We start from the raw sequence: 18,778 nt of genomic DNA on the forward strand, positions 1-18,778 counted from the left end.
GCTCTTGACATGGACGCCGGAAGAAATTGCATCAAAACAGAAATATTTACAGGAAGAAAAATTTTAACCCGTCAAAAAAATTCCTCTTGACATTTGTATATTGACCGTAATATAATAAGTTAATGGGGGCTATGTTAGATAGTCTTACTGAATTAAAAAAGGAACTGAATAACGGTAACATAAAGTATTGAGTAGTTTTTGTACAATAGCAACACCAGTGAAGTCATTGGTAACCGTAACAAACAACTCACACACATTGTTGTCAGAAAAAGAAGACTCCGTTTTAGAAAAAGTAAGATGCTCTTTTGTAATCAAAAACACGGCTCACCATAAGTGTAACTATAGAGGTACTATTAATCATGATGGCAGACAAATATCCAGATACAACTACAATTACCACTCTATAGATAAATATATCGGCTTTAATAGTTAATGTTAGGGTATAACAAAAAATAGCTTGATTTAATAGGCTAACAAAATCAACAAGGAGATGTTTAAGTATGTCGGTAGAAGGAACAGTTAAGTGGTTCAGTGAAAAGAAAGGGTATGGTTTTATTACGCAGAGTAATGGACAGGATATATTCGTCCACCACACCTCAATCAAAGGAACGGGCTTCAAGACATTAAACGAGGGTCAGCGTGTATCTTTTGACGTTGTCGAAGACAGAAAGGGTTTCAAGGCAGAAAACGTCGTAACGCTTGACTAAGTGCCTATAGATTTAAGGCTGTAATACCAAAGTCTTAGAAAAACTCATAACAAGCAACATACAAACAAAACAAGACCCTCCGGTGGTAGCAGGTAGCAAAGGCAAACTGCCCAACCGGGGGGGTCTGTATGGCGTTGGAAGATTCGCAGCCACTCAAAGAGATAACGATATATACCGATGGCGCCTGCTCGGGAAATCCAGGGCCGGGCGGATATGCCGCCGTCTTGCTCTACAACAACCTCAGAAAAGAAATATCAGGCGGCTTCAGACTGACAACCAACAACAGAATGGAAATCATGGCCGCTATAAAGGCCCTGACCGCCCTAAAATACAAATGCCGTGTGACTATAAAAACAGATTCAAGACTCCTTGTCAACTCAATAATGCTGGGATGGGCAAGGCGATGGCAGGAAAATGATTGGAAAAAAAATAATAAAGAAAAAGCCCTCAACGCAGACCTCTGGCAGCAACTGCTCGACCTCTGCGACAAACACGTCGTGGAATTTAAGTGGGTCCAAGGGCACAGCTCGGATGAACTCAATGACCACTGCGACAAACTCTGCAGGAATGCAGCAAAACAACCAGACCTCGAAATTGACGTCGTATACGAAAACACTGCTCTGTAATTATGAATAAAAGTCGGCACGGTTGATATCAGTCAAGCCAAGAGTACCACAAACTGCCAACAGGTTAGGCGGATTGGGCAGGTTGGCCAGTCAGACCAGACTAGTGGGCAGGTGGCGACTTATTTCACTGTTGTATGTGGTGTGCATTGCGATCTCTTCCCTGACCAGGGTTGTGCTGACAGTAAAGAGTTGGTCGGTCTTGGATGCGAATGTGGCTGTTGTCATGAAGATATTTTCGGTGGGGGTATTGTTTGATCTTGTGACGATGACATACTTTGCCGTACCGGTTGTGCTCTATATCACGGTGGTGCCACGCCGGGTATTCAACCACAGACTGCATGAGCCGGTGTTTTATGCTATGGGTGTTGCCGCTATATATTTTGTGCTCTTTGTCAGTGTTGCGGAGGTGGTGTTTTTTGATGAATTTGGTGTTCGGTTCAATTTCATAGCCGTAGATTACCTGATTTACACAACGGAGGTTGTAAACAACATACGTGAGTCTTATCCCCTGGGTGCCATTTTGTTTGCGATTGGTCTTGTAAGTCTGTCCGTTTTTATGTGTGTGTACAGGAGGGTTGCAGATGTGTTGCGGACTTCTCAGGAGGGCATTGCCGTGCGGGTTAAATCTGCCGTGTTGTTCTTATTGCTGCCGGTGTTGTTTGGCTCGTTTTTCTCCAAGGCTTATTTCGATAACATATCAGCCAACACCTACGTAAAAGAGATAGCCTCTAACGGGATATATGATTTTCTTGTTGCCCTCAACACCAACAAGCTCGACTATAAGCAGTTCTATCAAACCAGAGACGATAAATTCGTCTCAGAGATGCTCCGCACTCTTGTAAGGGATAACAACAGTGTATTTGTTTCTGCCGATAAGCCATACGACATCGAAAGGATGATCAGGGGTGCAGGCGTTGACGCTGAGAGGTTAAACGTAGTAGTTGTGGTAGTTGAGAGCCTCAGTGCGGAGTATCTGGGGGTCTTTGGCGGCAAAGCAAACCTGACCCCAAATCTTGACAAATTAAGTGCAGAGGGAATGTTTTTCACGAATTTCCTTGCCACAGGCACTCGCACTGTGAGGGGACTTGAGGCCGTTACGCTATCTATACCTCCCACCCCGGGCGGGTCTATAGTAAAGCAGCAGCACAATGAGGAGTTGCCTTCGTCATGGGGGAGACTCATGAAACAGAAGGGGTATCAAACGAGCTTCATGTATGGCGGAGACGGATTATTCGATAACATGAATTACTTCTTCAGTCACAATGGCTTTGATACGATAATTGATCGCAATGATTTTGACAAAGACGAAGTTGTCTTTGAAAACGCCTGGGGCGTCTGCGATGAGGCATTGTTTTCCAAGGCAATCAGAGAATTTGACAGATCATATGCGAGTAAAAAACCATTCTTTACGCTCATAATGACTACATCCAATCATCGTCCCTACACCTACCCTGACGGCAGAATAGACATAGCCTCGCACTCTGGCAGAAACGGTGCCATCAAGTACACCGATTACGCCATTGGCAAGTTCATCAGGGACTCCAGTCAACGTCCGTGGTTTAAGGACACCGTCTTTGTGATACTGGCCGACCACTGTGCCAACTCCGCAGGGAAGACGGAGTTGCCCGTCAGAAATTACAGGATACCGTTACTCATATATAGCCCGGCTCACATAACCCCCATGAGGATTGACAGGCTCTCAAGCCAGATCGATGTAGCCCCCACGCTGCTTGCCATACTGGGCCAGGGGTATCGGAGCAACTTCTTCGGCAAGGACATCCTGAAGTCACCAAAAGGGGATGAGAGGGCATTTATCGGGACATACGAAACACTCGGTTACATCAAATACAACAAACTGGTCATACTTCACCCCAAAGGGAGGGCAGAGGTCTTTGAGCTTGACCATGACTCCCGGCTAGGTGCAACCACCGATGAGCAACTCCTCAACGAGGCCATCGCCTACTACCAGGGTGCATACGAAATGGTTGGCTCACTGCAAAGGAGGGGATTGAAAAAAAGGCACCTTATATTTTAGCCGGTAAACTCTGCCGGCACAGGCAACCTCTAACGTGCGGGTAATCTCACCGGAGCTTCAGTTCAATGCGGAAACAACCTCATCAACACCGCCTGCTCTTCGGTAAATCCCGCTGCCCTGAGACGCTTAACATAAGTATGCGTATTGTAAAGAATCAAATATCAGTGTGTTTTTCATAAACTACCTCCATGCCTCATTATAACATAATAGGCATTTATAAATGTGTCAACAACTTCATCTGCAAGCAAATTATTTCTTTTGGAGGCATAAATTTTCCTGCTGTAAAAAAATACCCTCATGTGAAGAAAAATGCGTATCCTCTTTATATGTCATGGTAGCAAAAGAAAGAAAGGGGCGGCTCCGCCCCCCTTCAGAACCCCCTGCAAGGGGGCCAGCCCCCTTGACGCGCCGTTTTACCATGCTTTTTTACTACCACTGACCCTTCTGGATGTATCTGTATATCTGCGATCTTGACTTGCGGAACAATTCGGCAATCTCCACCACGGGCACCCTGGCATAGAGCATGACGGCGATAGCGCGTAGTTTTAAGTCTCTGATCTGTCTGATTTTGTTAATGTTGATCTTGCGATGTCCAACAAGGGCCTCCCTTATCTCTACCAGTACTTCGTTGTAGTCTTTTGTTAGTCTTTCGTCTTCGTATTGCAGGGTTGCCTCAAATGATGAGTCCTCACGTTTGAGTATTTCTTCCACGTAGATGCAGGCCTCGTTGCACCTGATGTAGTTTCTGCATCTGTGACAGGAGTGTTTGGTGCGACTCGCTACCTGGCAACGGCGCCGAGGGGTCAGCGAGGGGCGAGCCGCCCCTAGCTCAGTCCCCCCGCTCAATCCCGTTGTGCCAGTGTTGCCAGTGGGTCCCGCTACCGGAGGACGTCGGCGCCCCCCTGTCAGAGCACCATTGAGCCGGGGGGGGTCAGCGACCCCTGGCTCAATGTCGCTGACCCCTTTTATGCCGGGGGCGGCTCGCCCTTTTTTATGCCAGGGGTCGCTGACCCCCTCGCTGCCCCCCACAGGGACTAAAATGTCAGCGTCCACTACCTGCCTCCTGTGGCGCCTTGCAACGGCCAACCGCTGTACTCTGTGCAGGATGTGATAACAAGCCCTTTTTAAGTATGAGCACCTTGCCCATCTCACTTATGCGCATGACAACGCTCGTACCGGTAAACTCACTGACGGCGTTAAAACTCCTCTCCACCTCTCCAAGACCGTAATTGCTGATAATGATAAGTGGCAAATTGTTTATATAACGCCTGTTTATAATAGAGTACATGGTCTTCACCGACCACCCGGTAACCTTTTCGGCCATAAAGTCATCCATGACCACAAGGGGCGCACTACAGTACTTGTCATATACGTCCCCCTCGGAGAGGGGGGTCAGCGACCCCCGGCTCAATTCGGGGTTATTAAACGTCTTTCGGATATCTGCAAGCATGTCCGATACGATGGTAAAGATGGGATAACGTGGCTCTATGGGAGCCTCCGAGTAACAGTCCCGGAAGGAGGGGGTGAGCATCCGGATATAAGCCTTTAAGATGGCTGCTGCCAGATACGTCTTTCCCGTTGCGGGCGGCCCAAAGATATACAGTCCTCCGGGGGCTTGGGGGTCAGCGCCCCCCGGCTTAATTTGTTGCGTGTGGGTGGCATCCCCTGACTGAAAGCCGTCACCGCAATGCAACCTCTGCAAGACTCCCTGCACTACCTCTGCAACCTCCCGATTCACCGAAGAGATATCCGCCGTCAAGTACCTCTGCGGCACCCCACAGCTCCTTAACACGCTGTCCATGCGTCCGCTTATCCTCTGTCGCCACTTGCGCACAATGTCCTCCTGACGCAGCATCGTAAGGGACACCTTGCAGTTGTGACACACATCGGAAACCGCAATCCACCGCAATGTAAGCGGATTAAACCACCCCACGTCCTCCCGTCCACAACGACTGCACTTATGTGCATCACCCCTGATGCCCTCAAACAGACGCACGATATCATCCCAGAAGACCTCCGTCCTGTACATGAGGGCCTCCTGGCGTGCCTGTTCAGGATTGTTCGCTAACAAGTCCGATATATAGGTGAGCGTATGGGTCTGCTTCTGCTGCTTTGTTGTTTTCGACACGGGGGCGAGTTTCCTGTGTGTTTGCTCCGGGGTGTTCCCGACCGACGGCGACCCCTGACTTATTGCCATCGGAGTCGTGATGGCATTGCGCATGGTATGTTTGCTCTGCATCGTTGCTATTGTCCTCCTTCTTGTTCTTTTTTGCTGTTGGGCGCTTAATTGAGCCGGGGGTCGCTGACCCCTTGGGCTCCGGCATATGGTTGCCGGATGATCGCTCAGACGTATTTCTTGTATTAGCTCTGTTTGCATGACCGCTAGTATTTTGATACTTTTCCCAGTTACTGATAAATATAACTGAACCCATAGCATTGCTTGTAACATTAATAATGCCATTTTGTTCGAGCCATCTCAGCACGCTTCCGATGGTTTTTTTTGAGGGTATACGCTCTATTCCTCGTTCATAGTGAGCCACGCCTCTGGCTATGATATCGTAACTTGTCACCACCATTCCTGGAGATACCCACATGCCCAGACCGCGGTTGGTTGGCACACACTCTGTCTTCCATCTTGCCTTCTGACGCAGGTAATAAAAGATGCGATGATACAACGGTGGCATCTGCCACACCAGGCTGTCTAACTCCCTACGCCATGCCAATGTAAAGCCTCGTTCCATACTTTTTCTATGCTAACACATATATTATCACTTGTCAAGAGAAAATATAATACCTTAAAAAATTTTTTAAAAAAATCGACATATGTGTTTTATCAGTGAAAATTATTCTTTATTTATGGCTTGTTTCTGGAACCAAATACACGCATAATTGCGGTAATGTGCATACAATTATTCTTGTAAGTACCTGGTGATATCTCATGTAAATTTTGTGATGTAATATTTATTATACTAATAATGCAACATAAGTGTATAATAGATAACTTTAGTTGTGTAACATAAATAAGTAAATATTAAGCAATAGTTGGACAGTATTGGAACATTACTGTTTGAAGTCAAGGCTACCTGGGGTTAATGTTGAGATTTTATGCACAATTTGTTGTCTCAGAGGTGTTTCTCCGGCGTTTACCTGCGACACTAATAACCTTGTAAATAAAGGATTTTAGTGCTATCAATGCGAAATTAAACTATATGTAGCACGGAGGATATAGCACATGGAAAGCGATAAAAATCAAGGGGGTACGCCCCCAGCGGTGGCAATGCCGCCTGACCTGACACCGGTAGCCCAAAAGCGGCAACCAAACCGGAGCAGACGCAGAGGTAAACTAAAGGGTGCCCAGAAGGTGCTTGAGTCTATGGCCTTTGACCCCATTGCGGCAATGGCGGTCATCGCCGACGACCCCGACGTTGACGTTGCACTGAGGGCCAAGCTCCTGATGGAACTTGCCCAGTACGTCTACCCAAAGCGCAAGGGCGACCAAACCGAAGAAGGTACCACGACAGAGACCTACGAGCAACGACTCAGGCGGATACGTGCCCTGGCCGACGAAGCAGGAGCGTACTAGAGCATGGCAACCAGGAGCGTCCTGGAGCGAAAAAGAAAATGAAAGCAATTGAGACAATAGAACAGGAGATTTGCAACGTCTTTAGTATCTACGCCGGTGCCTGTCTGAAGGTGCAGAGCGACAACGGGCAACTCCTGCCGTTTTTGCTCAACGAAATACAGCGGCTTCTGGAAGAGATAATCCGCGACATCCGCAACCAGGGCAGACTCGTCAGACTGCTGATCCTCAAGGCCAGACGCGAGGGGGTCAGCACCTGGGTGGCAGGACGCTTCTACTGGAAGACCACCACGCACTTCAACCGCTACGCCGCCATGTTGACACACGAACCGGAGGCCACGGAGTTCATATTCAATATGACGCGGCGATTTCACAGACACATTCCCTGGGAGTTTCGTCCCGCACAACTGCACAACAACAAAAAGGAGATCGAGTTCAACACGGCATCGGGGCTGGGGCTTGACGGCGCCATCAGGGTGGGAACGGCGGGTAAGACGGACTTTGGCAGCGGACAACTGATCCACTACCTGCACCTGTCGGAGGTGGCAAAGTGGCCGACACACACGGCCTCTGACCTGCTGACCTCCCTGCTGCAGTGTGTCCCGGATCAGCCGGAGACCGAGGTTATCTTTGAAAGCACTGCCAAGGGGCCGTCGGGTGAGTTCTACGAACGATTCTTCAGTGCCCGTTACGTCTATGAACTCTACAGGGACGCCACCGGCAAGGCGCAGTTTAAAAGCCGTATCAACGAACGCTCCAGTGTCAGCAACGTATACAGTGCCGTTTTTATCCCGTGGTTTGTCTTTGACGGTTATCGTCTGGATGGTGGTCAACCACTGGAGGGGTCAGCGAGGGGCGAGCCGCAATCTTGTCGCAGCGGGTCGCACCCGCCCCTGGCTCAGTCCCCCGGCTTAATATTGAATGAAGATGAATCGGCGCTGAGGGACATCTGCGGTGTGGACGAGGCACAGTTGCTGTGGCGCAGGCAGGCCATCGAAAACCGTTGTGGGGGCGATATCCTCCGATTCAGGCAGGAGTATCCGGCCTCTGCCGTGGAGGCATTTGTCAGCACCAGTGCGTCGGTCTTTAACACGCAGAAGATTCTGAGACTGATGGCCGATGCCAGGGAGCCTGCGCAGAGGTACGAGTGTGAGTTGGGTACGGGGCAGTGGCGTCCGGCAGCCGATGGCAGGTTGCGTGTGTGGGAGGAGCCTGTTGCGGGCGGGCAATATCTGATCAGTGCGGATGTCTCCGAGGGGCTTGAGGGGCATGATTACTCCTGTGCCGAGGTCATCTGGCGTCCGGTATCAGGGGGTAAAGGGCAGGTTGCGCATATGGCCAGACAGGTGGCCGAGTGGCATGGGTTTATCGAACCTGACCTCTTTGGCGTGCTCCTGGCACATCTGGGTGGGCGCTACAACAATGCATGGTTGGTGCCGGAGAGGAACAACCACGGCCTTACCACCATCACAAAGCTCGTGGAACTCAACTACCCACGCATATACTCGGAGATGGTGCTGGTGCCTCCGGTTAAGCCAAGGAGGCGGCTGGGTTGGCTCAGTACCAGGACCAGCAAGGAACTTATCATCAACAACCTAATCGCAGAAATCAGGGACGACTGCCACGGCATTGTCAGCAGGGAGGTCTTTGAGGAGATGCTAACCTTTATCAGGACTCAGGGTGGGCAATGTCGTGCACAAAACGCAATGCACGACGACCGTGTCATGGCAATGGCCATTGGCAGGTTTGTCTGCTCAAAGCTGCCACCTCTGACACACACACAACAACGCGGGGTTGTTATATCGACAGAGGCATGGACATGAAATCACTACGGGCGTATCTCCTTTATATTTCACGGTAAAAGAAAGAAGGAGGGCGGCTCCGCCCCCTCCTCAGACCTCCCCTGCAAGGGGGCCAGCCCCCTTGACCCCATTATTCTTAACCCTAATGTTCTAAGCATTTATGCTCCGTTATTTATTATATGGAGTCTATGCCTGTTATTTCGACAAGCTTGTTTTTTGACTTTTTGCCTTTGATAATCCTGATATCGGATTTTTTGATCCTTGCGGAGGCGTCCCTGGATTTGATGTGCTTACAGAGCAGTTCGACAAGTAATTTGTTGGCCTGTCCATCGACGGGGGCGGCCGTGACCCTGATGCGCAGAACACCATCAACACAGCCAACAACCTCGTTGCCGGCAGCACGCGGGATCACCTTTATACTCACAACAATGCCTGTAGCACTCTTGTTATAACACGGCTGCATGTTAAACTCTGACACATATCACCTATAATTTTGCACTTTTCGGTTTATAAAAAAATGCGAAAGTACAGGATTGTATCATAAATTCAAGAATTGTTTGTTGTCCTATGTTACACCCAGAAGGTGTTTTAATTGATTACGAATCAGATATTTTCGTTCTTCGATAAAGTTCATGAAATTACTTAAGGAAAGATCAACATCAGGGATGTAATGCCGTTTCCTATAGCTATCTTGCATATCTTTAGTTGGGTTATTCCCTCCAAACCAATCCGCAAACGCTGTATCGTTTTTTTCCTGATTAGGAATGCCTTCCAGAAGTTGCAGATTTGGAAGTGTGTTCACATGCTCAATGTAAAGCTCTGTATCATTGTCACGAATTCCCCGTCGGCGTAACTTGGTACGAGTAAAATGACTAAAGGGATGAATATGATCGATATGGAAGTTGTTCCTAAAATCCAATGAAGGATAAAGCAAAGCAAGGGTCGAAAATGTGTAAGTTTGATCGTATCTATAGTCAAGTATGAGTTCTATATCATCATCCACGAAAGATAGAGACTTGTTTGTTCCTTTGAATTTATCTATGATTTCAGTTAATGGGAATCCGTTATGGGTCTCCTTCAAAATTTCTCGTATTGGACGTAGAACCGAATCAGGCGTACCACCGAAAACCCGCTTTATCAATGAAAGAATTAACCATTTCTGGATTGCTTTACGCTCCCCTGAGTACTTTTGGGCTACATCAAAATTTGCCGGAGAACCAATCTTTTTCATATAATATGCTATCGGTATGACGGCATAGTTTGAGGTAAGCGTATTCCGGCAATATCCAAGACCTGACACCAGAGTAACCGCTTTAAGTAAGGCTTGTGTTATTTCATCCCATTGTTGTTCAATCTTTCGCATATTGGTCTTGTTGAAATTATCAACTTTAAATGCAATTTCTGTAAAATCGCTTAAGACAAGACTGCTCTTGAGAACAAAATCCTTATCAAAATTGAAACCGTCACCGATGTCATTAAGTTGGTCTACCAAAGCGGTTACTTCCTCTCTCGCATCTCGCTCTTCCCATTGAGCAGTTGCCGTTGATAAAAGTAAGTCAGAGTAACTTAGAGTGGTACCTCCGCTGTTGATCCTTATAAAGATATTCAACACCTTATGTAAACTTGTATCTCTCTCGAGGAAATAATTAATCACTGGTTTTTCGTGTATTATCGACCATAGCTTGAAAAGTGCCTCATTGGCAAAAATTGCCTGCTCCTCTGGTCTTTGCATGAGTTGCTGGTTAATCATGTACGTATTAACCGATGCTTGATTTTTAAAGCTCAAGATATGACCGACCATGAACCAGAAAGCCCCCTCGTCATGTTGATTAGCTTCTTGATCTGTAAGAAATGCGAAATCAAACTGCATGTCGATTTGATCGTTGCCCTCGTATGGAGATAGCAGGTTTAGGTAGAGCTTTCTGGCAGGAAAAGCCAAAGGATTGTTCCATCTTTTTCTCGGTTCTTTATAGGCATAAGAACCCCTAAGACCAATGTATAGAGAAGTCAAACGCTGTTGACCGTCAAGAACTCCAGTGATGTCATCCTGCCCGTTTAGATTAGCTTTTGCATTATGACAATTGTCTCGTTCATGATATTCACGGACGAATTCATAGAACTGATATTTGTCAGTATTGTTTCTTGTCACATACCAAAAGAGAAAAGAACCGATTGGATAGTCGCGCATCAATGAATCGAATAAGCATACTATCTGGTCAGTATCCCAAACAACCTCTCTTTGGATAGCAGGGAGCAAGTACTTCTTGGTATGAATGTTATCAACTGCTTCTTTCACTGTTATTGGCGTTTGAAATGCCATAGACATCCTCCTTAAGTTTCAATTACGTTTTTACACTTCCAGGGCTAATTTGTTCTCCGTGGCCGTTGCCCATCCCACCCTCCCCTAGCCCCTCCCATAAAGGGAGGGGGATTGCGCTAGTGTCTCATAAATTTCCCTCCCCTTGTGGGAGGGATAAAAGGGAGGGGGTCATTCTAAAAAAACAGCCTGCAATCTTGATCTTCAGACAGAACAAATTAGCCCTGTTACACTTCTGAGTCTCTTGAAAATATGACACAAAAGCAATTATCATACAAAAAAATACCGTTTATTATCAGTGATTTCTAATATATGGGTAGCACCACAATCAACCGTGGTTACCAGTATTTTAGCCACTTGTATATTTTCGTAGTATGGCATTGTTACTGTGCTTAAGCGATGTGACCACGCCAGACTGGAGTGCTACCCTATATTTTTGCACCTTTCATAATTAAGATAAACATTGTGCTCAGGGTAACATAAAAAATAATCTGTTGTCAACAGTCAGTCACGGTTAATTTGTTCTCACGTCATGCCCTTAAAGTATGTGACGAATATTGTGATCAAGTTTTAGTATTTTCTTTGCTACACAACGTATACCCTTCGAGTTTATAATACCAACGGCAAATCGTCTAAGGAAGGGGTCAAGGGGGCTGGCCCCCTTGCGGGGGGGTTCTAAAGGGGGGCCAGGAGCGTCCTGGAGCGACAAAGAAGCGGAGCCGCCCCTTTCTTTCTTTGTATTGCTACAACATCTGTGCGCGGCTCTGGACAACGTAGTATGTGCCCTTGCAATAGGCACCCTCTATGTCCTGAGGCGATCCCGTGATGTCTTCAATAGATATCCCTATCTCTGCAATGGCACGCATTAGCCCCTCCTGAAATTGTTTATCCCATAGCAGCGGCTCATCGGCATAGTCGAGGACGACCTCCCTGGATGCCGGTAACAGGATGCTGTCATACAGTCCCGCCCCCGCATACCCCATGAGGTCTTCAGCGTTTGTGTCGGAGCGAAATATCAGTCCGCTTCTTTTTCGCTCCAGGACGCTCCTGGCTCCATACAGTCCTACCCCCTTGCTTGGGTAAAAGATGGGCGACAGGGTCTTGTCTGCCTTGTTGCAGGTAAAGCTCAACGCCCGACCCGGGAAGTTACCCACCAGCGTTTCGCCAAGCCCCAGGACGACTTCGGCATATAGCTCATCTCTGCTGTTGTTTAGGGGGTTTAGCGTGTGGATGACAAATGCGTACTCTGCCTCGATAACCCCCTGGATGAGGACGGCCATGGAGAGTGCCTCATGCGGTATGCCCATGTTTCTGCGACTGAGGTATGCACGCTCATTCCATGCGGAGGCATAGACCTGCTTGATACAACGCCATCCTTCGGTCCAATCATCGGGAGGCGATATCCCCTCTTGCTGCATTGTATCAGTGAGTGCCTGAAAGAGGGCATCGGGTGGGGTTAGCGACATGATGGTTTGCTTGATGGCGTCCAGGGCTGCCGTTAAACACTGGTCTGTTGTAGCCAGGGCGTTCACCTGGTTGTCGTAGAGCCTCTTGACGTCGGCATTGACGGGGAGTTGCATCAGGTGATCGAATATGCCAAAGGGGATAACCACAGATGCCGGTGTGTGAATCCAGTTTGGGAGTTTGTCCCTGAGCGCTGCAAGGTTGTTGGACTTGAGGCCTGCCGTTGCGGCGCTGAATTGCCCGGATGTCAGGGCGTATGTCTCAAATGCGTTATTACGTGGAGTCAGCGATATCTGGTGGCGTGCCTCTGAGTGTTGTGCAGAGGTGGCATCCGGATTAAGCCGGGGGTCGCTGACCCCTGTCGCTGTATCCTCAAATAATACCTCTCCGGCAGCCGTAACCAGGAGGTTCAGGCAATGCCCCTTAAACGACTTCAGACGCTCTATGACATCTTTATTGTAGCAGGTGGCAAAGAGCACCGCACCGTTTCGTGCCCTGACCCCAAGGTGGGAGACAACATCTATGTTATTGGCCGATATAATGGCCGTTACCCCCTTTGGAATTTCCTCGTCCCCTACCACCTTGTCGGTTATTATAATCGTGGATGAGTTAAAGGTCGAGTGTGTGACCCTGTGCAGGGTGTCAACGACTTCCACCGTACCAACGGCGTTGTGTCGGCTGATGACCTGCCACTGTGGAAGTATGCCCTGCTTCAGGAGTACCGTTTCAAGGTACTGCAACAGCAGCGACAGGGCAAAGATCAGGCGGGTGCGTATGACTTCTTCCGTAAAGAGGTTAACCGTCCAGGAGTCGGCGTTAAAGGCCTTGCCGAGGAACTGGGCGTTGTCGTGAAACATCCTGTAGTATCTGTCAATGAAGCTACCCAGGAGGCGCTTGAGGCGTTCCAGGATGGCAAGGCAGTGATACCGCCACATTGAGCCAGGGGACTGAGCCAGGGGCGGGGGCGCCCCGCTGCGACAAGATTGCGGCTCGCCCCTCGCTGACCCCTCGTTGTCCTGAAACGACAACCTGCCAAGGTGTCTGGAGCAGGCCCTGAGTTCATCGGTTGTGTTGGTAAAGAGGATGTTTTCCACCACTATGCCAATCAGGCGTGTAAGCTCCTCTATGCCCATGTGCTGGTTTACGTTTCGCTCTATCAGCATCCGGAGGTGTTCCTCCAGCGCCAGGGATAGAAAAAGCAGGTCTCTGACCCGTTTGCGGTCCCGTTCGGTATTCAGACGCAGGGCGATCTCTCTGCACACCTCCGTGATGGCAGAGGCAACACTAAACAGTGACAGTTCTCTGTTGTGCAGGATTGAGTGCAGCTTGTGTTGGGCGCTATGGTCGAAGAGGTACAGGGCTGCATTGGTTGCCCTGTAGAGGTCTGTGCCTGAGTGAACGGCCTTGAGGGTATTGAGGTAGTTGCCAAAGTCGTGCAGCAGGGCATCCTTGAGGTGTGGTACGAAGTCCGGGGGAGTTTTGATGGGGCGTTCGAAACCGGCAAGCCTTTCCCTGTTGATCCCGGCTGCCATGAGCGTGGAGTAGAACACGTCGTGGTTGCCGTTGCTGTGGAGGAACTGTATGTACGCCTCACAGATGGCGATGTCATCGGCGGTTGTGTTGTTATGCAGCTTCTGGTGCCACTCTTCGAGGAAGTGTCCCGTGACTTCTTTTATTCTGTGTCGGTGCATGATCTGCAGGATTTCGTCACGGATGCGTTGTCCGTCTCCGCCGGCGCCGAGTGTGGTCATCATCAGTGTGATGATTTCGTGCAGGTCTGATTCGTTTATGAACTTCTCTGCCAGTTTGAGTGTCAGACGCTCAACGGAGTGACTGAGTTCCCTGGGTTGGGTGTTGTAGTTACGTTGCCAGTCTAGTTGTCGGAGGAACGAGTAACGCAGCCAGACAAATAGCAGGCTGAAACCCACCCCGCGCAGGCCATCACAGAGGTCGTGGCAGAGGTTGAACCTGTGCATGAGAGTCCAGGAGTGGTTGCCCATTTCGCCGTTTATGATCCGCTCGGCGATGTGCAAAAGCCCTTCGTCCTTGAGTGTGGACCCCGTCTGAGTGTGCGATACAAAGGGGACCTGATAGTTCTTGCCGTGGTTGTTGTCCCAGCGGTTTTCCTCGGGGAAGAACAGGACAAAGGACAGGACGCTAAACCCCATGTCCCTGGCAATCCTGATGGTAAGTTTACCCCCGGAGTGGTTGGGTTGAAAGGGGCTTTGTATGGCCGTGTGCTGGAACGGTACGCTCTCCTGCGGCCAGTAAGGTTGCGGTGGCACCTGCCACTTGGCCCATCTGTTGGCACACAGCCCCCAGTGCAGGAGACACTTGCGCGGGTACTGCAAGGACAGCCGCAGTTCAATGTGGTCATCCAGCTCATGACTCTCAACTAGCAGCTTGATGGCCCTGTCAATGTTTATTTCGTGTGACGTCGTCATATAACCTTTCTTTTGCGCATATCGGGTAAGCTAACTATTTTAGCGGTTAATAATTACCGTAGTCTCAAATTCCGTACCCTTACTTATTTGTCTCTGAATTGATTGGCGATTTTGATAAACGCCTCCTCCTGAGCCACAAATGCATCCACCACATCGGGGTCAAACTGAGTCCCCTTTCCCTGGACGATGATATTCTTTGCCTGTTCGTGTGTCATGGGGGTCTTGTACACACGCTTGCAGATCAGTGCATCATAGACGTCGGCAACGGCCATGATCCTTGCCAGGATGGGGATATCATCACCGGAGAGGCCATCGGGATACCCCCCGCCATCCCATCTCTCATGGTGCGACAGGGCGATCTCCTTGGCAAAGCGCAAGAATTCCACCTCCGTACCCAACCTCTGCTCTGCGTCCTCTATGGCCTTCTTGCCCAGTACCGTGTGTGTCTTCATGACGGCAAACTCGTTGTCGTCGAGTTTTCCTGGTTTTAACAGGACGTTGTCGGGGATGCCCACCTTGCCGATGTCATGCAACGGGGCAGTCTTAAATAGCGACACGATGTTTTTGTCGGTCAGAAACCACCCAAAACGCGGGTTTGTACGGAGGTGATTGGCCAGGGCGATGACATAGTGCTGCGTGCGGCGGATGTGGTTGCCGGTGTCGCTGTCGCGTGTTTCGGCAAGGGAGCCAAGGGCAAGCACCGTGACATCCTGGATGGCCGTAATCTCTTCGGTGCGACGTCTGACCTCCTGTTCAAGGAACTCGTTCTTTTGCCTCAGAAAATCGCGCATGGCCTTCAATTGCAGGTGATTGCCCACGCGCGCCATCACAATGGGCGGGCTGATTGGCTTGGTGATATAGTCAACGGCCCCCAGGGAAAGCCCCAGACGCTCATCCTCGACTTCGGCCTTGGCCGTGAGGAAGATCACCGGTATGTCACCCGTAGCCGGACTGGTCTTCAACCTCCGCAGCACCTCATAGCCGTCCATCTCCGGCATCATTATATCAAGCAGGATCAGGTCAGGGGGAGAATCGGAGTTGGCTATCTTTAATGCCCGCTCACCTGAGTTGGCCACCTTGACCTTGTACTTGTCCTTTAAAAGACCGCTCATCAGCGTGAGGTTATCCGGTGTGTCATCAACCACCAACACTACGTCCCTCTTTATCTGTTGCGTCTGTTCGTTCATTGCACCCTCCTGAGTATTTACCCGTGCTGTCAGTTAGCTCCTTTCAGATATAAATTCATGGTTTAATTTTACCAGAAACTCGCCTCTTTTTGGAAGTGTCATTTAACGCTGGAACTATCAGGGGGACGTGTTACCTCACGTAAAAAATCTATACACGAAACCAGGTATTTTTATAACGACAAGAATTATGGTATAATTGAGCCTCTTGCAAAACTCCTAAATTTTAATGATATTTTAGCCCTCCCTATGATAAAATAAATCTCGTAAAAACATCTTAAATCATAAGGAGAACCCCAAGAACGGTGAAACTTTGTTTTTAAAAATATGTTATAATATGCTAAACAGATGCCAGAGGTGAGCAGATTTTCAGGAATCGTTATTATGATTTATTATAAGGACCATAATCCGGCACATTTTCATGCCAAGTATGGAGAACAGACTGGTGTTTTTACCATTGATGATCTAAGACTTATTGAGGGGTATCTCCCTGAAAGAATTGCATCCTTGACTATTGAATGGGCATTTGAGCATAGAAAAGAGCTTATGGAAAATTGGGAACTCGCAATGGCTAAAAAACCATTACGTTGCATATCACGTAAGGGATAGGAGGTTTGTTATGAAATTTGTGAGAAAGGTATCGTATATATCGGATTATAAACTTATGATTACCTTTGACTATGACATTGTAAGATACGTTGATTTAGAGGAGCATCTGGACGGTGAGATATTTGAACCATTAAGGGATATAAGCTATTTTAAGACTGTTTGCGTTAACCGTGATATAGATACTATATGCTGGGATAATGGAGCAGACATGTCACCGGACTTTTTGTATGAGATAGGGGTAGAGAAGGAAGACGAGGTACTATCGGTCAGGTAATGAGCCGGGAGATAAATCTCATGTTACATCCGTTGATATTGTTCAGCTAATAACTGGTTAGGCCGTGACCGAATCTATTCACACCGTAAGGAGGTTTTCACAATGGACATTCCACGAATATTCAACATCACTGAAAGTGCTCACCGCATCCACAACCCGATCACACCCGAAAAGCTCGCCACTCTCGGCGTGGCACTGCGTCTGGAATCGGGGTCCCGAGTGCTCGACCTCGGCAGCGGTTCGGGGGAGATGCTGTGCACCTGGGCACGCGATCACGGTGTCATCGGCACCGGCATCGATATGAGCCAGTTGTTCACCGAGCAAGCGAAACTACGTGCTGAAGAACTCGGCGTCGCCGATCAAGTCAAGTTCATCCATGGCGATGCTGCCGGCTACGTCTCTGACGAGAAGGTCGATATGGCAGCCTGTGTCGGGGCCACTTGGATCGCCGGGGGAGTCGTCGGCACTATCGAGCTTCTGGCGCGGAGCCTGCGCACCGGAGGGATCATCCTCATCGGCGAGCCCTACTGGCGGAAGTTTCCGCCGACAGAAGATGTTGCCAATGGGTGTCTTGCCAACTCAATCTCCGACTTTCTCATGCTTCCTGAACTTCTCGCCTCTTTCGGCCACCTTGGCTATGACGTCGTTGAAATGGTTCTGGCTGACCAAGACGGCTGGGACAGATACGAGGCGGCCAAATGGCTCACCATGCGCCGATGGCTTGAAGCCAATCCCAACGACAAGTTAGCGAAAGATGTTCGAGCCAAACTGACCTCGGAACCCGAGCGCTACGCCGCTTACACGCGTGAATATTTGGGCTGGGGGGTATTTGCGCTGATGCCGCGTTGATGCGTTGGCGCATCCGGCGGGATCGTTAGTTGAGCCTCGGCAACTCACTTGTCATTTGCATGACAGGGCGATGCGCAGGTTTTTGAGATTGTCCTGCATGATGGCGATGTAGTCCTTGCCGTCTTGGGCGTCGTCCGTGGTTAGGCCCTCGCAGGGGTTAAGCGGCAGGGTCACCGCTCCCGTTTCGGAGGCTATCGACTGCGCTATCTTGGGGCTGACCAGGGACTCAAAAAAGATGTGCCTGATCCCCTTGGTCTTGACGATCCGTGCGATCCGGGCAAGTTTGCGTGCCGAGGGTTCCTCGATCGGGGATAGTCCTGCCAGCGTCAGGGTTGTAAGGTCATAGCGCCTGGCCAGGTAGCTGAAGGCGTTGTGGGTGACGACTATTTCGCGGTGTTGGCAGGTCTTGAGGCCCTCTCTGAAGGCGGAGTCCAGGGCAGTCAGCTTTTTTATGTATTCCTCAGCGTTTTTCTTATACGTAGATTCATTTTTCGGATCGATCCTGCCGAGGGTATCGCTGATGAGTCGCACCTCTTCGATGGCCAGGACGGGGTCAATCCAGAAGTGCGGGTCGTCGTGTTTTACCAGTTGGCAGGCCATGCACAGGGTGACCACGCCTTTTGCACTGAGGTCGTTTTGTAGCTTTTCTGCCCAAGGGTCAATACCCCCGCCGTTGAAGATGAACAGTTGGGACGCAAATGCACGTTTGATATCCAGGGGCTTTGGTTCAAACTCATGCGGTTCAACGCCCGTTGGAGTGACGTTTGTCACATGCACGAGGTTGCCACCCACCTGCCCCGCAAAATGCGCAAGCGGATAGAAACTAGCCGTGACCTGCACCTGTGCCATTGCAAGTGCGTGGCTCAGGAGTAATACAACAGTCAACA

At 49.3% G+C, this 18,778-nt stretch carries 16 protein-coding genes; 8 read left to right on the forward strand and 8 right to left on the reverse strand.

Annotated elements, in window-relative coordinates:
* Positions 1-500: 500 nt before the first annotated feature.
* The 3 genes from Mcas_RS00340 to Mcas_RS00350 all read left to right on the forward strand — a co-directional run bounded on the left by Mcas_RS00340 (position 501) and on the right by Mcas_RS00350 (position 3,368).
* The gene (locus Mcas_RS00340; protein WP_040333292.1) at positions 501-707 is read left to right on the forward strand and encodes a cold-shock protein; all 207 of its coding nucleotides are present in this window, start codon (positions 501-503) and stop codon (positions 705-707) included.
* Positions 708-841: 134 nt separating this feature from the next.
* On the forward strand, positions 842-1,333 hold the full coding sequence (rnhA, locus tag Mcas_RS00345; RefSeq protein ID WP_040333467.1) for a ribonuclease HI: 492 nt from the start codon (positions 842-844) through the stop codon (positions 1,331-1,333).
* 22 nt (positions 1,334-1,355) lie between these two features.
* Entirely contained in the window at positions 1,356-3,368 is a 2,013-nt protein-coding gene (locus Mcas_RS00350; RefSeq protein WP_200873596.1) for an LTA synthase family protein, read from the forward strand.
* Positions 3,369-3,797: 429 nt separating this feature from the next.
* Here Mcas_RS00350 and Mcas_RS00355 read toward each other — a convergent pair whose 3' ends face one another.
* From Mcas_RS00355 to Mcas_RS00365, 3 genes are read right to left on the reverse strand one after another with little or no spacing between them, the layout of a single operon-like run.
* On the reverse strand, positions 3,798-4,421 hold the full coding sequence (locus Mcas_RS00355; protein ID WP_040333294.1) for a helix-turn-helix domain-containing protein: 624 nt from the start codon (positions 4,419-4,421) through the stop codon (positions 3,798-3,800).
* Positions 4,411-5,496, reverse strand: a complete 1,086-nt coding sequence (locus tag Mcas_RS00360; protein ID WP_162176210.1) for a P-loop NTPase family protein — start codon at positions 5,494-5,496, stop codon at positions 4,411-4,413. The genes Mcas_RS00355 and Mcas_RS00360 overlap by 11 nt, the downstream gene beginning before the upstream one ends.
* Complete coding sequence (locus tag Mcas_RS00365) at positions 5,420-6,109, reverse strand: hypothetical protein (protein ID WP_040333298.1); 690 nt, start codon at positions 6,107-6,109, stop codon at positions 5,420-5,422. The genes Mcas_RS00360 and Mcas_RS00365 overlap by 77 nt, the downstream gene beginning before the upstream one ends.
* Before the next feature lie 491 nt (positions 6,110-6,600).
* On the opposite strand from Mcas_RS00365, the gene Mcas_RS00370 reads away from it, so the two are divergent.
* Both Mcas_RS00370 and Mcas_RS00375 read left to right on the forward strand, forming a co-directional pair.
* Entirely contained in the window at positions 6,601-6,951 is a 351-nt protein-coding gene (locus Mcas_RS00370) for a hypothetical protein (protein WP_040333300.1), read from the forward strand.
* Between the two features lie 38 nt (positions 6,952-6,989).
* The gene (locus Mcas_RS00375; RefSeq protein ID WP_040333302.1) at positions 6,990-8,771 is read left to right on the forward strand and encodes a terminase large subunit; all 1,782 of its coding nucleotides are present in this window, start codon (positions 6,990-6,992) and stop codon (positions 8,769-8,771) included.
* Between the two features lie 154 nt (positions 8,772-8,925).
* On the opposite strand, the gene Mcas_RS00380 is transcribed toward Mcas_RS00375, so the two are convergent.
* From Mcas_RS00380 to Mcas_RS00395, 4 genes are all read right to left on the reverse strand, one after another.
* Positions 8,926-9,213: a DUF167 domain-containing protein gene (locus Mcas_RS00380; protein ID WP_040333304.1), complete on the reverse strand. Its 288-nt coding sequence runs from the start codon at positions 9,211-9,213 to the stop codon at positions 8,926-8,928.
* A 102-nt stretch (positions 9,214-9,315) separates the two neighbouring features.
* Positions 9,316-11,070: a DUF262 domain-containing protein gene (locus Mcas_RS00385; RefSeq protein ID WP_040333306.1), complete on the reverse strand. Its 1,755-nt coding sequence runs from the start codon at positions 11,068-11,070 to the stop codon at positions 9,316-9,318.
* A 740-nt stretch (positions 11,071-11,810) separates the two neighbouring features.
* The gene (locus Mcas_RS00390) at positions 11,811-14,975 is read right to left on the reverse strand and encodes a phosphohistidine-like domain-containing protein (protein WP_040333309.1); all 3,165 of its coding nucleotides are present in this window, start codon (positions 14,973-14,975) and stop codon (positions 11,811-11,813) included.
* Between the two features lie 83 nt (positions 14,976-15,058).
* Entirely contained in the window at positions 15,059-16,162 is a 1,104-nt protein-coding gene (locus Mcas_RS00395; protein ID WP_052566625.1) for a response regulator, read from the reverse strand.
* Positions 16,163-16,507: 345 nt separating this feature from the next.
* On the opposite strand from Mcas_RS00395, the gene Mcas_RS00400 reads away from it, so the two are divergent.
* The 3 genes from Mcas_RS00400 (at position 16,508) to Mcas_RS00410 (ending at position 17,891) form a co-directional block, all read left to right on the forward strand.
* Entirely contained in the window at positions 16,508-16,768 is a 261-nt protein-coding gene (locus Mcas_RS00400) for a DUF4160 domain-containing protein (RefSeq protein ID WP_040333311.1), read from the forward strand.
* A 10-nt stretch (positions 16,769-16,778) separates the two neighbouring features.
* Positions 16,779-17,042: a DUF2442 domain-containing protein gene (locus Mcas_RS00405; RefSeq protein ID WP_040333313.1), complete on the forward strand. Its 264-nt coding sequence runs from the start codon at positions 16,779-16,781 to the stop codon at positions 17,040-17,042.
* Positions 17,043-17,144: 102 nt separating this feature from the next.
* Positions 17,145-17,891: an SAM-dependent methyltransferase gene (locus Mcas_RS00410; RefSeq protein WP_040333315.1), complete on the forward strand. Its 747-nt coding sequence runs from the start codon at positions 17,145-17,147 to the stop codon at positions 17,889-17,891.
* A gap of 51 nt (positions 17,892-17,942) precedes the next feature.
* Here the strand turns inward: Mcas_RS00410 and Mcas_RS00415 are convergent, their stop codons facing one another.
* Complete coding sequence (locus Mcas_RS00415; protein ID WP_162176211.1) at positions 17,943-18,776, reverse strand: metal ABC transporter solute-binding protein, Zn/Mn family; 834 nt, start codon at positions 18,774-18,776, stop codon at positions 17,943-17,945.
* Positions 18,777-18,778 lie beyond the last annotated feature (2 nt).

The sequence above is a fragment of the Candidatus Magnetobacterium casense genome, assembly GCF_000714715.1.
In the GTDB taxonomy this organism is placed as follows: domain Bacteria; phylum Nitrospirota; class Thermodesulfovibrionia; order Thermodesulfovibrionales; family Magnetobacteriaceae; genus Magnetobacterium; species Magnetobacterium casense.

What these genes read in the sequence shown, in the direction of transcription:
- Mcas_RS00400 (WP_040333311.1), top strand. Translation starts at nt 16,508, where the DNA reads ATGCCAGAGGTGAGCAGATTTTCAGGAATCGTTATTATGATTTATTAT.
- Mcas_RS00390 (WP_040333309.1), bottom strand. Translation starts at nt 14,975, where the DNA reads ATGACGACGTCACACGAAATAAACATTGACAGGGCCATCAAGCTGCTA.
- Mcas_RS00375 (WP_040333302.1), top strand. Translation starts at nt 6,990, where the DNA reads ATGAAAGCAATTGAGACAATAGAACAGGAGATTTGCAACGTCTTTAGT.
- Mcas_RS00405 (WP_040333313.1), top strand. Translation starts at nt 16,779, where the DNA reads ATGAAATTTGTGAGAAAGGTATCGTATATATCGGATTATAAACTTATG.
- Mcas_RS00395 (WP_052566625.1), bottom strand. Translation starts at nt 16,162, where the DNA reads ATGAACGAACAGACGCAACAGATAAAGAGGGACGTAGTGTTGGTGGTT.
- Mcas_RS00385 (WP_040333306.1), bottom strand. Translation starts at nt 11,070, where the DNA reads ATGGCATTTCAAACGCCAATAACAGTGAAAGAAGCAGTTGATAACATT.
- Mcas_RS00365 (WP_040333298.1), bottom strand. Translation starts at nt 6,109, where the DNA reads ATGGAACGAGGCTTTACATTGGCATGGCGTAGGGAGTTAGACAGCCTG.
- Mcas_RS00340 (WP_040333292.1), top strand. Translation starts at nt 501, where the DNA reads ATGTCGGTAGAAGGAACAGTTAAGTGGTTCAGTGAAAAGAAAGGGTAT.
- Mcas_RS00370 (WP_040333300.1), top strand. Translation starts at nt 6,601, where the DNA reads ATGGAAAGCGATAAAAATCAAGGGGGTACGCCCCCAGCGGTGGCAATG.
- Mcas_RS00410 (WP_040333315.1), top strand. Translation starts at nt 17,145, where the DNA reads ATGGACATTCCACGAATATTCAACATCACTGAAAGTGCTCACCGCATC.
- Mcas_RS00380 (WP_040333304.1), bottom strand. Translation starts at nt 9,213, where the DNA reads ATGCAGCCGTGTTATAACAAGAGTGCTACAGGCATTGTTGTGAGTATA.